This is a genomic window from Lacibacter sp. H407 (genome assembly GCF_037892605.1).
In the GTDB taxonomy this organism is placed as follows: domain Bacteria; phylum Bacteroidota; class Bacteroidia; order Chitinophagales; family Chitinophagaceae; genus Lacibacter.
In genome coordinates this window covers 1,625,423-1,641,365 of record NZ_JBBKTU010000001.1, presented here as the reverse complement: position 1 = coordinate 1,641,365, position 15,943 = coordinate 1,625,423, and the positions used below count along the sequence as shown (strand labels likewise).

10 protein-coding genes are annotated in these 15,943 nt (G+C 41.2%); all 10 read right to left on the bottom strand.

What is annotated here, in order from left to right; translation table 11 throughout:
* Nucleotides 1–12 precede the first annotated feature (12 nt).
* The 10 genes from WG989_RS07120 to WG989_RS07075 are packed head-to-tail and all read right to left on the bottom strand — an operon-like array spanning nucleotide 13 to nucleotide 15,887.
* Nucleotides 13–810 (bottom strand): polysaccharide deacetylase family protein, encoded by a 798-nt coding sequence (locus WG989_RS07120; protein ID WP_340428326.1) that lies wholly within the window; start codon nucleotides 808–810, stop codon nucleotides 13–15.
* Nucleotides 811–852: 42 nt separating this feature from the next.
* The gene (locus tag WG989_RS07115) at nucleotides 853–2,424 is read right to left on the bottom strand and encodes a glycoside hydrolase family 43 protein (RefSeq protein WP_340428324.1); all 1,572 of its coding nucleotides are present in this window, start codon (nucleotides 2,422–2,424) and stop codon (nucleotides 853–855) included.
* 44 nt (nucleotides 2,425–2,468) lie between these two features.
* On the bottom strand, nucleotides 2,469–3,422 hold the full coding sequence (locus WG989_RS07110; protein WP_340428322.1) for a glycoside hydrolase family 43 protein: 954 nt from the start codon (nucleotides 3,420–3,422) through the stop codon (nucleotides 2,469–2,471).
* Between the two features lie 8 nt (nucleotides 3,423–3,430).
* A complete protein-coding gene (locus tag WG989_RS07105) occupies nucleotides 3,431–5,422 on the bottom strand; it encodes an alpha-L-arabinofuranosidase family protein (protein ID WP_340428320.1) in 1,992 nt (663 codons plus the stop codon).
* A gap of 2 nt (nucleotides 5,423–5,424) precedes the next feature.
* The gene (locus WG989_RS07100) at nucleotides 5,425–7,827 is read right to left on the bottom strand and encodes a glycoside hydrolase family 127 protein (RefSeq protein WP_340428317.1); all 2,403 of its coding nucleotides are present in this window, start codon (nucleotides 7,825–7,827) and stop codon (nucleotides 5,425–5,427) included.
* 39 nt (nucleotides 7,828–7,866) lie between these two features.
* A complete protein-coding gene (locus WG989_RS07095) occupies nucleotides 7,867–8,712 on the bottom strand; it encodes a sialate O-acetylesterase (RefSeq protein WP_340428316.1) in 846 nt (281 codons plus the stop codon).
* A 30-nt stretch (nucleotides 8,713–8,742) separates the two neighbouring features.
* The gene (locus WG989_RS07090; protein ID WP_340428314.1) at nucleotides 8,743–10,680 is read right to left on the bottom strand and encodes an SMP-30/gluconolactonase/LRE family protein; all 1,938 of its coding nucleotides are present in this window, start codon (nucleotides 10,678–10,680) and stop codon (nucleotides 8,743–8,745) included.
* 42 nt (nucleotides 10,681–10,722) lie between these two features.
* Nucleotides 10,723–12,342 (bottom strand): hypothetical protein, encoded by a 1,620-nt coding sequence (locus tag WG989_RS07085; protein WP_340428313.1) that lies wholly within the window; start codon nucleotides 12,340–12,342, stop codon nucleotides 10,723–10,725.
* A gap of 42 nt (nucleotides 12,343–12,384) precedes the next feature.
* On the bottom strand, nucleotides 12,385–13,596 hold the full coding sequence (locus WG989_RS07080; protein ID WP_340428311.1) for a cupin domain-containing protein: 1,212 nt from the start codon (nucleotides 13,594–13,596) through the stop codon (nucleotides 12,385–12,387).
* Between the two features lie 44 nt (nucleotides 13,597–13,640).
* The gene (locus WG989_RS07075) at nucleotides 13,641–15,887 is read right to left on the bottom strand and encodes an outer membrane protein assembly factor BamB family protein (RefSeq protein ID WP_340428310.1); all 2,247 of its coding nucleotides are present in this window, start codon (nucleotides 15,885–15,887) and stop codon (nucleotides 13,641–13,643) included.
* Between the last annotated feature and the right edge of the window lie 56 nt (nucleotides 15,888–15,943).

The following is a 15,943-nucleotide window of genomic DNA, read 5'->3' as shown; positions in this document are numbered from 1 at the left end:
CCTCACCGACCACTATTTCGATTGCTGTTTTTGTTTTACATATTCTGCTACATCGATCATGGTAGCGATCCAGAGTTCTTTTTCCTGTTGTTTGAGATAGCGTAAAAATTTCCGGTGCTCTTCAATCGATACATTCAAACCGTTACCGCCACCAACACCATGAAAAAGAATCACCAGCAGTGAATTGGTTTCCTTTGCTTTCTTTACCCATTGAATCATTTGTTCAGCAGTATGATTATTCACCATGTAACAATCAACATCAGCCAGGTTTACCTCGTTCAGCTTGTGCATTTCATTCCGTACACTTCGCATGGCAACAAAATCCCGTTGAATGTCTTTGCTGAAATCAATGCCACCTGCTTTTGTATCGCCACATGTAAATGCAAAAGTTCGTTTGGTTTTGCCATCGAGTGATTGAAGGAATGTATTCGTCATACGAACTTCATCTATCATTCGTTGCACAGTATAGTTGCTAAGATCATAATCGGGCTTCACCCATTCACGCCCAACACCACCTATGCAGGGGTGATAAAGTGTATGGTTACCCAACTCATGTCCTTTTACTGCAAGGGCTTTCCATTCTGTCAATCGCCGTTTTGTTGACTCAGCAAAAGCAGTGACATAAAACGATGCTTTTAACTGCAATGAATCCAACACAGGAATCGCATTATCCAAATGTTCATCAATCGCATCATCGTAGGTAATAACAACGGCAGCTTGTTTTCCATTCCAACTGCCTGAATTTTGTGCAGTACCATACCCGGTTAAAAAAAACGATAAGAGGCCAATGAAAATTTGTTTCCGGTTCATGTTATTTCTTGTTTACAAATCGTTTATGTTTTTTGTACTTACTTAATTCCCGGTAATTGAATCACTGATCCTGAAATAATCAAAGTCAGCAAACCCTCCTGTTTCTTTTGTTGCATAATTGAACAACGTAAAACGATAACCCATAAAATGCGGAAGGGTGTAGGTCATCTTTAATTGTGTTCCAATAGACTTCCAGCTTTTTCCATCAAGGCTGTAAAAGAAATTGGCTACATCTTTTCTGTCAGTAAAATTGCATTCGGCTTTAAAGTAAACTGTTGATTGATTGATTGGAATGTTTTCAACTTCAACAGGCTTTCCGGTACTTGCATTGATCATCACGATCATTTTACTTCCGCCATTAACTCTCACACCCACCAGGCCATAGTTCTTTTGTAAAAGGCCAAGCCCTGCAAAATCACCATCTTTCATGTTTGAAACATCCAGTGAAGTTGTACCTGTACAAACAGGACCAATGGTGCGTTGTGTTAACGAGTTTTTTGCTGATAAAAAACTTGTGTCAACTCTGCCGGTTGTTAATCGTAAAAAACCTTTCCGTGCTTTGAGCGACCACAAACTGTTATCAGGATTATGATTCCATTGCCAAGCGAGCGGAAGAGCAGCTTCTCCTTTTTTTCGATTGAATTCATCGGAAACAACAATACCCGGAATCAAACCTTTGCTTGCTGGTAAGTTGAGTGTTGCAGGTACTTTTCCATTTTCACCTAATACCGGCCAGCCATCTTCCCATTTCACAGGAACCAGATATGGAATACGACCTACTGCACCATTATCACGAAACAGATAAGAAAACCATCTGCCATCAGGCATATCGATCAATCCACCTTGTGCAACGCCGAGATCCTGTAACGCAACTCTTCCTTCCCATGGACCGGTTAATTTATCCGCACGATGAATCACTACTGTACGCATGCCGCCTCTTGGCCAGGTGATATTGAAGAGATAATACTTACCGTTTACTTTAAACAATTGTGAGCCTTCTCCTAAATTACTTTTTGCAACTTTTTCGCTGGGCGCACTTGCATTTTCTACCACCACTTGATTAAAGCCACCTGGTTTAATACCGGATACATCTTCATTCAATTCAACCAACGTGAGTTTATGGTTGCCATACAGCATATAAACTTTGCCATCATCATCAAAAAACAACGAATGATCATGAAGGCTTGGTTGAAATGAAACATGCTTCCAAGGGCCCTTCTCAATATTTTTTGTTGAGTAGACATGTGTTTTACCACTTGTAGCCGCAAATGTCGAAACATAGTATGTGCCTTTGTGGTAACGGATGCTGCTGGCCCATGAACCCCGGCCATAAGTAGATTTTCCATTCTCCAGATTCATATCATCATTGCTCACCAATGTATCATACGTATAGCCGATCAACTTCCAGTTTACAAGATCAGTTGATTTCATAATCGGCACGCCCGGACTCATGTGCATGGTAGTACTGCTCATATAGTAATTGTTGCCCACTCTTATCATGGCCATGTCCGGCACATCTGCATGAATAACGGGGTTGATTGCCTGTTTTGTTTGTGCAGTTACATGAACAATCATGCAAATCGATAATCCTGTTATAACTAAATACTTCTTCATCGTTTCAACTGGTAGCTTTAAAAAGTTATGCTGTTAATCTTTAATTACTTGACTGGTTTCACACCTTCTGTTGTTTGAATAATTTTTTGAATGGTTCCGTCTTCGTTGTAATACATGTAGTCCACACAAATGGAGCGTCGGTAACTGCCACCGGTTGGTAACGTGCCGTTATGATAAAAGAAATAGGATTTCCCTTTGTAATCAATGATGCCCGGATGTGTAGTAAAACTATTCGGTACATTTTCCTGTATAATGCCTTTGTATTCCCAAGGACCCGTTGCATTCTTGGCCATACAGTATTCAATCATTTCGGGTTTCGTACCTGCACTTGCATACACGAGGTAATACCATCCGTTACGTTTATAAATCCAGGGGCCTTCAATAAAATTTTTGATTGCTACTACATTGATAGGCCCATCCAGCTCAATCATGTTTTCTTTCAGCTTTACCCACTTGCAACTTCCGTTGCCCCAGTACATGTAGGCTTGTCCGTCATCATCGATCATTACAGTTGGGTCAATATCATCCCATGCGTGTTTCTTATCTGTTGTCATTTCGTTGATCACAAGTGCTTTTCCAATTGCATCTTTAAACGGTCCTGTTGGCTTGTCCGACACCGCAACACCAATGGCTGCACCACCATTACTCACACTGTCCTTTTTATGAAACGTTGAAACAAACCAGTAAAATTTTCCATTGCGTTCAATACACTGTGCCGCATACGCATCGCCGGTAGCCCATGAAAAAGTTTGCGGTGAAAGCTGTACACCATGATCTTTCCAGTTCTTCATATCGGTTGTAGAAAATACATGCCAGTCGGGCATTTTATAATTGGTAGCGGTTACTGATGCAGTATCATGACCTGTGTATAAGTATAAAGTGCCCTTGTGTACGATGGGCGAAGGATCAGCAGTGAACATGTGTTTAATGATGGGGTTTTGTGCAAAAGACAATGTGCTTATGAAACATGCAACTGATGCAAATAAGAATTTTTTCATGTTTGGTTTTATTTTGTTTTGATCCGAATCACCGTGAGCGACATAGCTGGTGTTTCGTAATTGAATTTTTTACTAATGTTGAATATTGATGTTACAGGTGCAATTGCAGTGCTGTTGACAAATGAATTTTCTGCCGCTCCAATTCCACTTAGCTGTGTAAGGCTTGCCGCAGGAATTAACTTCTGAAAAGCAGGAAGATTGATCTGAAACTTTTGTGCTGCTGTTCCGCCATTCACAAGTTTGAGAATAATATCACCGGTTTTACTATTGTACACACAAGAGCCTGCCAGCAATGAATCTGCATTGTTTTTTGAGATCACTTTGTCAACATAATAATCACCAGCGTTTGCAGAAAACATTTTTTGTACATGATAATTCGGTGTCAGGTAGTAACTGTTGTTGTTGAAAAAGATCATATCTGTTTTCCACTGCGTAAACTTATCTTTTGCCAACAGAGGTGCATACGATGCCATGCTTACAATGTCGCCATTGCGTTCAAGCCCCGTCATATACAACGCTTCGGCAATGGCATTCGATAATTTATTCCCCCATGATGCATATTCACCGAGATAAACTTTGCTGGCTTTGCGATTGTAAGCATCATAACGGTATTGATTGCTGATAAGCCATTCAGGCTGCACATAATAATGTTCATCAATTATATCTACTTTCAATTGATTGGCAACAGCCCATCCTTTGTCGAAATCTTCACCCGAATGAAAAGGTCCGCTTGTACCAACAAGAATAATGTTTGGATATTTTGCTTCTACAGCATCATGTATCATTTTAAACCGCTGTTCAAATTCAGGTGTGATCTTATCTTCATTTCCAATACCAATATATTCAAGATTGAATGGAGCAGGATGACCTGCTGCTGCACGTTTTGCTCCCCAAGTTGATGTAACAGGTCCGTTTGCCCATTCAATGAGATCCAATACTTCCTGGATATACTCCTGCATTTCTTCCATCGGCAATGCACGTTGACCCGTGCCACCAATGCGCCATGTGCCACCTGAATTCTGGCAACTGACTGCAGCCGGTAAAACAGGTAATGGTTTGGCGCCGATATCTTCACAGAACTGGAAGTATTCAAAATAACCGATGCCTGTTGTTTGATGATAGCCCCAGATATTGCGTTGTGCTTTTCGTTCTTCAATAGGACCAATTGTATTTTTCCAACGATACATATTTCCCAAACCATCGCCATGCACCAAACATCCACCGGGAAAGCGAATGAACGCAGGTTTCATATCAGCCAGTAATTGTGCAAGATCTGTTCGTAGTCCGTTCGGCCTGTTGCGAAATGTTTTTTCAGGAAACAGCGACACTACATCAATTGCTGTTTTTCCTTTTGTAGTTGCGAGTATCACTAATTGCGCCGTATCATGACTTTGATTCGCCGTTAAAACAGCCGTATATTTTTTCCAATCAACGGAAGATGTTGTCAGCTTTGTTTCCGCAAGTATTTTTCCTTGCGGTGTTTGCAACGTAATTGTAAATGATACAGGTTCTTTACTGAGTTGCCGTGCATGCATGGCAAAATTGTAGCGTTCATTTGCCTTTACAATCATTCCTTCAAAGCCGAAATTCTTAATGCCTACACCTGAAACTCCTGTAAATTTTTCTTCCTTGCCTACATGTTCTACATCAAGAACAATGTAATGTGGATTGTTTGCGTGAACAGGATTGTTTGTCTCTACACTGATTCTTCCGTATGAAAAACCAGTAGTGATGTATTCCCAATAAGAAAGCGGATGCCACTCTTTGCGTTCAGTTGGATTGTATTCGAACGATCTGTTTTGCACCTGCTCTGCATATAAACCTCCATCGGCTGCATAGTTGATGTCTTCAAAAAACAAACCGAATAAATCGGTGCTGATCTTTTTACTATTTGGAATGATTGCATTTTTTTGTTGTGCAAAGCTGAGTGAACATACTGCAACAAAAGCAACCAATATAGCTGCCTTCCTTAGTACCCGAATTCTTATACTAATTTTCATTTTTATTTTTTTACTAATCTCACATCATACACTGCCCCGGCCGTGTGTTCCGGTAATGCCTGAAACTTTACCCGTATTGTTTTCTTTCCTATGAGCATAGAAGCAGGAATAGCATATTCAACTTCCCTGAACTGTTGAACATTCCATTTGCCGTTGATATTTTCTGTAATAAGTTTTTCATCATCAATATAAATATCAAAAGTGCGGTTTCCTTTTTCTGCACCCCAAAAGCGAACAAGTAGTTTCAATGTCGTTTCACTATTCGTTGACAATTGATAACTGAAATAACCATTGCTGCGTGCCGACCGCCAGAAAGCATCAAGATAATTTCCTGTAGTTGAGTTATTCTGTTGAATAAAATGATCTGCTTCCGGTTGTTGCTCACCGGGAGTAACAGCATCAACGGTACGCTTTTGTAATTCTATACGCTTTTGCTCTATCACTGTTAATGAATCAATGTAATGTTTGTACTGATTGCTTGTCAACGTCATCCAGTACATCATATACCTTGCATCATGCAACTGGTAAAACGGTTGTAACTCCAAACGACTGTTGTTCTTGATTTCCACACCTGATAATGTAAAATGCAATGGCTTCCCTTTCACCGGTTTTACTGCAGCAACAACTGCAGATTGATTGTTGCTCACAATAACAGGTGCCTGATCGATAGGTAACTTTTTTCCGTGAGCAATATGACCCCAGCGACTGTTATCGGCAGTAAGTCCTTTCAAATCTTCTGTACCTGCTTTTGATGCAAGCAATACGGGGCCATGCAGAAATGCAATGTACTCCGGTACATTCGGCATCGTTTCGATCCTTGTCTGCATCGGCAGTTTTACCAATACCACATCACCTTTCTTCCAGTTGCGGCGAAGACTGATATAGGAATCCTTGTTCACCTGATACTGCACCGGTTTCCCGTTCACGAATATGCTCACCTGATTTTGTTTCACCCACGATGGATAACGGATGAGCAACGAAAAAGAAGAAGCACCTTCTGTAACAGTAAGTTTTGTTTGTTCTTCGTATGGAAAATTTGTTTCCTGTTTCAGCTTTATGCCTTTTTTTCTCCAATTGAGTTCGGATGCAATAAACAGATTTAAGAACAAGGAATCATTTTGATGCGTATAGATAAACTCATTGTACTTGCCGTGATTTTCCATGCCGCTTCCCACGCAACACCACATAGCTTCGTTCGGTGTTGAATACACTCTGTAATGACGTGGCCTCGCCGGTGTAAAATATACATAGCCTCCATGTTCCGGATGTTGAGTGGAGAGGATATGATTGTACAAAGTGCGTTCGTAATAATCAATATATTTTGCTGATGGATGCAGACGGAAAAGATCTTGTGTAAGCTTGAGCATATTGTACGAGTTGCAACTCTCAGGTCCTTCCACTTCATTTACAAACTCATGTGATGCAGCTACACTTGGAAAAAATTCACGTCTGCTGTTTCCGCCAAATGCCAGTGTCCGGTTCTTTGTAACTGTTTCCCAGAAAAAACTTCCGGCATTCAAATAAGTTTGATCATTTGCCAGTTCACCAATGCGTTGAAAGCCGATGGCTTTGGGCACCTGTGTATTGGCATGTTTATTATCCAGCTCATCTTTATTTACCGATAATGGTTCAAGGATTTGCCTGTGAGAAAAACGTTTGGCTGCAACAAGATATTTCTGATCGCCTGTTATTTGATAGGCATCTGCAAATACTTCATTCATGCCACCATGTTCATTGCCGAGCATCTCTTCCATCTTTGCATCGCTCAATGCTTTTGTAATTTCAATTGCCCAATCACAAAACTGCAGGAACATTTTTTTTGCATCTTCATCGCCTGCATACATCCATGCATCTTTTAAACCTGCATACATTTTGTGTACGTTGTACCAAGGCACCCAATATTTCCAGATAGCACTTGCATCACCTTCTTTGATCTTTGGCCAAAGATCTTTTCCATTTGGCACTGCACCTACATAACCAACTGCCCACGACGGATACAATGCAGCATTCGCTTCCATGCATAGCTTCAGTTCAGCAATCATATACTCCATGCGGCGTTTACATTCTGCATTTCCTGTGGCTGCATAGTTCATAGCTAATGCAGACAAATAATGACCACCTACATGACCATCCAATCCTTCCCAGTTGGCGAAGATGGTTGCTTTGGCGGGCAGACCTGCTTCTTTTCTGTAACCGGCCAGTAAACGACCCGTATCGTATTGTAACAATGTTTTAATGTTGAGATCACGTGCATGTTGAAACGGACCCTTCAACAATTGCACATCCTTTAAGGCAAATGCATTGGGATATAATTTATCCTGTGCGTTTACTGTTTGCAATAAACACATACCGCCAATGCATACATTCAACAACTTCTTCTGTATTGTACTTCGAATCAAACTCATAATTACTTCAAAAAAATTAATAACTTCTATTTACTATTCTTACTTCATTGTATAGCCTAAGAGTGCCAGCATTTTTTCTGCATATCGTTTTCCAAACTCCCGATAACCTTCCGCATTGAAATGAAGATTGTCCGGAGAGTCTGCACATCCTTTCGAAGAAATCACATGTGCTGTTGGAATGATGGCCGGCAACTGATTGATGATGGTATTCATACCGGCACAAACACCGCCCTGTTCCGCATGCACTACTTCACCAGCCAGCAATGGAACATTTTGTGCATTGAGTTGAAGATCGCTTATCAGATTTGTATAAACCATGTTTACTTTTCGTGGCCAACTTGTATCACCATTGTTTGATTCACCCTGGTGCATTAAAATTCCTTTGATCACACCTTCTTTTTGTGCAAGCTTTGCCATTTCAACCAAACGACCATACGGATTACCATCGTACTCTTTCAATGCATTCATCATCCAGTTTGGTGCTGCAGCTGTGTATGTTTGATAATTATCCCGATCAAACAATTCAATTTTACAACCACCAACAGAAACATTGATCACGCCAATTTTTACATTCGCCGGAAGATTCGTTAATAAAGTTCTTCCAAAATAATCAACAGGTGTTAAACCGGTTCTGCATCTGCATAAAGGTGGAACAGCCGTGTACCATTTTCCTTTTTCTCTGTTGATTGCCGGACAATCAACTGCTTCCAATACCTGAAAGCGAGGATCGACATTGGTTGTGTCCTGTGCTTCAATTCTTGCATAGCCTTCCATGTTGGATTGACCGAAGCTGAGAAAAATATAAAAGTTGGGATCCTGTGCAACAACTGTTGTATAAGTTGAGAGAAAAATGAATGCGGCGATTATAACTTTTTTGATCTTCATAATGTGTTTTCTTATTAATGAAATTGCATCTTATAGATACTGAATAAATCCTTTTTTGTTTGTTCTGATCTTGTATACTTTACTATAGCTGACAATGTACAACGTTTTCAGATCGGTATCTCCAAAACATAGACTTACGGGGAACGAAGGAAGATTGATCATACCAACGAACGTTCCTTTTGCATTAAATATCTGTACACCATAGTAAGTGGCCACGTAAAGATTTCCATCTGTATCAATAGCCATACCATCAGCACTGGATGATTTTCCTTTTCGATCCAATACATTTTCTGTAAGGAATAACGTGGCAAATTTCCTTCCGTTACTGATGCTGCCGTCGGCATTCACATCGTAGGCCCAGATATGATTATCCTTTTCGCTGTTGACAGGATACCACGATTCATTATCATAGCAGTTATTGATATAAAGTGTTTTGCCATCTGGAGATAACAGTATTCCATTGGGCATTGCGAATTCATTTGGCTCAACAACCCTTGTTATTTTTCCTTCATTAGAAACATAATACACTGCACGGCCGGGTTGAAATTTTGTTGGCTCCATCGTAAACTGCGGATCGGTAAAATAAAAACCTCCTTTCGCATCGGTGATCACATCATTGGGTCCGTCAATTGATTTGCCTTCATATTTATCTGCCAATACTTTTACCACTTCACCATTCGTGGTCATTTCCACAACACGGTGGCCCATCATATCACAAACAATCAGGTTTCCATTTTTATAAGGATACAATCCATTAGTTTGCATTTTTCCTTCCGAAATATTTCTGTACGTTCCGTTAAGATCAAGTTCAACCGTTGAACTTTTCTTTGGGTTCGCACCCCAGTTCTGATCAAAGAACATATTGGAGAGATAAATTTTTCCGTTCATCCATTTCGGTCCTTCTGTAAAAAATAATTCAGGCTTTGTTTTTTTGCCATCAACCAACAACTCCGGTTTTGCATCAGCAGGAATAATTTCATGATAAGCTGCAAGCCTTGCTTTTTCTTTTTCAAGATAATCTTCTCTAGCAGGCCAGAAAATATCCAATGCATCACAACCCAACTCGCCAATAGTCGCACCATGCACCATGTTACCGGGAATACGCACCATGCTGTTAGTTTTCATTTCCTGCTCACCGTCCAATAAAATCTCACGACAATCGCCCCGTAACACAAACATCAATTGCTCTTCCGGATGTATATGATGCGGAAAAACAGAACCCGGGTCCATCGAGATAAAACTCAACTGCATATTTCTGCCCGATAATATCCGTGAATGCGCATCGGGTGTAAGTGCGGTGAGTTGCAGGTTGTACAGATCATATAGTTTGTTTGCTGTGATATTTGGTTGCATCACATTCTTCAAATCCGGAATTTCTGTTGGTGCATTTGCTACACCTGCTTTTTGCAGATAGTCGGCACGCAGCGGACTATACACTTCCAATAACTTTGCTCCTGATGCACCGGCTTTAATCGTAGATGTTGTTCCTTTTTCTGAATAAACAAAATCTGTTCTTGATGTGCCGCTATGCGTTCCATCTGGACTTTCACGTTTTTGTGACAGCATCGAAAGTGTGGTACCGTTAACAGTATGTTCAACAGTTCCTTCCAACAGAAATAAAAACCGGTCGGCAGTTAATACTTCTTCAGGTATGATCGCATTCGGTTGAAGCTGCAATACACTCACCATATTTCCTGCTCCCCAGAAAATTTTTGCAGTCACGCCTGTATGCAGCACAGTACTATCTAACTGATCGAGGCTGGCTACTTTCGCAGGTTCAATATTCGATTCAACTATTGAAACAGGCAAGCCTTCTATTGTGCGTTTCTTGAGTTGATGCTGTTTGATCAGTTCATTGTTTGTTTTTTCCCAGGCTGCTTCGGGTACAGTGTTGCAATTTGAAAGACCTAAGGAAAAAAGCAACAATGCGCTTATATGTAAAATCGATTTGAATGAGTTTAACCGCATGATTCGTTCGTTTATTTTTTAAGTATTTATCTGTTTCGTTTTCTAGTCAAAGCTTTCTTCATCTTTCCCGATATTTTTTACAGCAGTTGCACCCAGCCGTTCTTTCAGTTGTGTTAAGTAAAGACTCCGTGGTGCTACATGCTGATCCATCCATTCCACATAACCATTGGGTTTGGAAAGATCCTGCAAAGCCCTGTTAAAGATCACTGATGCAAGACCTTTATGACCAATGGAATAGTTCTGTGCTGTTGGTGGTTGTTGAATCAGAAAATCGCCTTCGCAATTCCAGAATACAATGTTTGCACCTGCCCAACCAATGCTGATATCTTTCCAGAATCTGGCAGTAAGCGGCGCTTTTACATTATCATACAACGCACCATTTACCCAATTTGCATGCGGCTCGCTGGAAGAATAGGGTTGCGTTGCTTCGCAATTGAAAAATACATTTCCACTGGAGGAAGAAGTTTGCATTACAAACGAGTGACGCCCTTTTTGCGAATAACATCGCTGCACCAAACTCAACTGCCCATTCAGTTGATAGGTAAAACGTCTTGCTCCTGCCCGCATGGAAACAGGTTCTCTTGATTCACAATCCTGCACCGTGATCCATTTGGTACCTGCTGTTGTAAGTACAACGCTGCTGCCAAAATGTAAGGCACTGATATTTCGCACCCATGCATTTTTTGTATTGCTGAAATTGATAAAATTGAAATAGTGATTTTCGTCTGCATAGTATTCGCCTCCTTCATATTTCGAACCGGGTCCGTCGTATGATCCACGATCCATATTCCCATAATCTTTTCTTCTTACTGAAGGATTATATTCAGAGACGCCTCTGATATTTTCGATGCCAATCTGTTCAATACGACCGGTATCTGTGTACTTCACAATATCTCCACCGCCCCACCTGGTTTCAATGGCACAAAATACAGGTGCATCAATTGTTATTGTATTCCCATTGATGGCAGTGATCACCCGGTCGTAAGTGATCGTGAAAGGTTTCCAACGGTATCGCCCAACCGATAATGTATCCTGTCCAAGTTCTTTGATCCATTCTTCATTACCATATCTGCGAACGAGAATTTTGTTGCCCACCTTGAATCCTTTTGCTGAACCAACGTTGAAACTTTTTGCACCAACAGGAACATACTGATCAGTGATCAGTTGTTTTGGTTCACCTGCTTCCACAGCACCTGCAGTTCCGGTTACATTAATGAGTGCCGGTTGACGAAAGCCCGGCCCTTGCGTTTGTTCATTTGTTTTACCAATGAGGATTGTACCCAGGTCACTCATTCCTTCTCCACGAAGTACAATGCCCGAAGCACGGATGTAAATGGGTTTTGCAAGATGATAGATGCCCATCTTCAGCAGCACTGCTCCTCTGAAACCAGTTGCCTCAACCGGCATAGCAGCAACACGATCAATAGCAGCTTGTATCAATTCTGCATTATCGCCTTGCACCGGCCATACAGTTACTTTCACTGCCACATACGGAATACGAACACCACCGCCTTTGTAACCTGCGTTGGAAAAATCTGGTATTACATTTCCGATGCTATCAGCTACATACAACAGCTTGCCATCAACACCCGGATAAACGAGTGATGAAGTTGGCTGCATGTCCTGTGCGTTACTGCTGCTCACAGCAACACACAAATGCATACTGATTAATATGACAGGTGATCGAAAAAACATTTACATTCTTTATCGTTGCTCATCATCGCCCATTACATCGTAACCTTTCCACTTGAATTGTGTGGCCAAACCGGATGCTGCAGGCCAGGCAATATCGTGTTGTTTACTTGCCACCCATTTTCTGCGGTTCTCTTCTGTATCAAATGAAATTTGTATCTGGTAATTGTAAGTAGTAGGCTCGGCCTGAATTTCTTTTGATCTGTTTTCCGGAAACAACCGAAGCAATTTTGATCCGAGATAACCGGTTTGAACTTTCATCGCAGGAACATAAATGGAGTAGTACATTTTCTCAAACGCTTCGGCATTTTCCTTCGGCACAACAAATTCCATTTGCAAAGCCATTGCTTTGGGTTTGATCAATGGTTTATTGATCGTCAGATAATCCTGTTTGGATGCAGCAATACCAATCACCAATAGTTCAAGATCTTCTTTGCTGTTGTTGGCAATGATCGGTTGTTCGCCAAGCGAACCAAAGAACGATTCATCCTGTTTTACAGATGCGTTTTGATTATTTAACGTAACAGTTCCCTTTCCTTTTATTACATAGTACACTTCTTCTATGCCATTCAGTTGACGTGTTACTGAACTATCGGCCGGAATAACAATGTGATCTACATGGTTCCAGTTGGTAGAAAAAATATCCGGACCAAAAACCCTTCTGCTCATCGATGGTTTAAAACCGGGCGGCATATTTTGATTATTGGTTTGCTGTTTTTCCAGTTTACCTGAAACAAAAACAGGTACGGGATCAAGCGATGAACCCACTCTGTTATCTCCCAAATCAAATGCATCCGATTTTCCTTTTTGTTGACTCACTGCAAAATTCAACCAACGCACAGGTTCGTTTGATGCATTGTAAATCGCATGCGAATCCCCTGCTTTGCAGGGCACCACAGCAGGAGCTTTTATTTTTGATGTACGACCGTTGATGGTGAATTGTGCTTCTCCAGTAAGCAATACATACATTTCTTCAATACCGTGATGAAAATGATGACCAATTCCTGATTTCGCTTTTATAGTACCGACATGCAGATAAAGAAAATTGGTTGAAAGTTCCGTACGTCCGATCAATTGTGTGAATCCCATTTCACCAGCACCTGCATGCACCGCAGACAACATCCTGTATTTTGCCGGATCATTCAAAACAATTCGTTGCTGAATCGGTTGCGCAACTGTGTGAAGTGCTGCGAGTATAACGAAAGGGATGAATAATTTTTTCATGTTGCTTGCTTGTTTAACAGTTCATAATATGCAGAACAGTACTTTTATTTTTTAATGTCGGGTAATGCATAAACCAGATAGCCTCTTGGCAAAGCACCGGGTTTGGCAGCATGATTATAGCTGTCTTTCGCAAATGTGCCCGTTGCATTTACGACTAAATATTGCTTACCATTTTTTGTAAACATGATGGGCTGCCCATTGGTTTCATGACTCAATGTTGTTTCCCATAAAACAGTTCCATTATCTGCATCAAATGCATAGAGCTTACCACCTTTTGCAGTAGCGAATACAATTCCTGTTGATGTAACTACCATTCCTTTTCGTAAAACACCACTCGGTGCCCCGGTTGTTTTATCGCCTTTGCTGTAAAGTGAATCTTCACCAATTGGTTTTCTCCATTTGATGGTACCGGTATTCAAATCGTAAGCAACCAATGATGACCAGGGAGGTGATAATAATCCCATCCAGTCTAACCCATAATCAGTTGTATAGCGATCAACCGGATGATCTACTCCTTCGGGATAATCAAACATCGCAGCACCTCTGTTTGCATCTGGTTTTATTTTGGCACCACCGGATGCAACTACCGGTCCATTTACTTTTGATGTGGTATCTATTCTTCTGGAGAAATTTGGTCGTGCCGGGTTTCCTCCGAGATAGCGGTACAATGCAGTAATGGTTTGTTCGTCCACATGTACAAAGCCAGGCATCTGTCCACGACCATTCAGCACAATACCTTTGAACTCATCATAAAAAATTCGCTGGCCTGCATTTACCAATGATGGTGCAAGACCTCCTTCCATATTAGCACCATGACAGGTTTTACAAGTTGTGGTATAAAATGCTTTCACACGTTTTACTTCATCGTTCGACAAATTCGCTGAAGGAGGAAGTACTTTTTTTAATCGATAGGTGGAAGCATATTCCTGTGTCATCACATACATGATTCCTTTGCCGGGATTGGAACCTGTATTACCATAGTTGGCACCTCCCAATGCACCCGGCATCATCACCGTTTCATATTTATCTGATGGCGGAAGATATAAGCCAGACTTTGATGAATCAAGACGCTTAAGCCATTGTTGTTTGATGCTGTCAGGAAAAAATGGATTGAGTGTTTCCTTGGTTACAGCATGCCTTGTAAAATCAGGTAATGAAGAAATGGGTTGTGTGGGCCACGCCTGTTCGCCGGGCATTTCACTGGCAGGGAATGGTTTTTCCTCGATTGGGAAAAGTGGTTCACCCGTTTCCCGATTAAACACAAACATAAAACCATGTTTCGTGGCTACCGCAACTGCATCAATATTTTTTCCATTGTGCTTAACCGTTAGTAACTGCGGTGCGGAAGCAAGATCATAATCCCACAGATCATGATGTACCGTTTGGTAGTGCCAGATGCGTTTCCCTGTTTTTGCATCAAGTGCCACTAAACTATTGCCGAACAGGTTGGCACCAATGCGATCAGCGCCGTAATAATCATACGTGGGAGAACCCAGCGGCAGATACACAATGCCTCTTTTTTCATCGACGGACATTTCACTCCACACATTTACGGCGCCTGTATATTTGTAAGCATCTTTTGGCCAGGTATCGTATCCAAATTCACCGGGAAGCGGAATGGTATGAAAGGTCCATTCTAATTTTCCTGTAACTACATTGTAAGCTCTTATATGACCCGGTGGTGAAAAATAATTTTCGCCGGGAGCGGAGCCAAGTATAACAAGATCGTTGTAAATAATGCCCGGCATCATGGATTGCATTCTTCTGATAGAAGAAGGATCACGATCAAGGCCCTGCCGCAGATCAACATAACCACTATCGCCAAAACTCAGAATACTTTTTCCTGTAACCGCATCGATTGCCTGCAACGAATTATTCAACGTAAAGATGAGTCGTTTGTCTTTTTTATCACTGCTCTCCCAATAGTTGATTCCTCTTCTTGATAAACCCATCAGCTTGGTGTGTATCCAGACTTCTTTACCGGTATTTACATTCACGGCCACCAGTGAAAAGTTTTTCGCCATCACATACATCATGCTATCCACAACAACAGGACTGAAAAAGTAAGACAGACTATCTCCTGAATGATACATCCAAGCTACCTGTAACTGCTGCACATTGTTTTTCGTAATTTCAGGTGCATCGAAATATTTCGACTGATCGGGACCGCCACCGTATTGCGACCATGTAGTATGGTTATACGTGGATGCCCCCGAATTACAACTGATATAAAAAGACAACAACAGCAATGCAGCAACTGCAAAGCTGAGTTTGGCTGACAATCGTTTCATGATCATAAAGTGACCATTGTTTTATGGTTTTTTATCAATGAGAGAATCTTTCTATA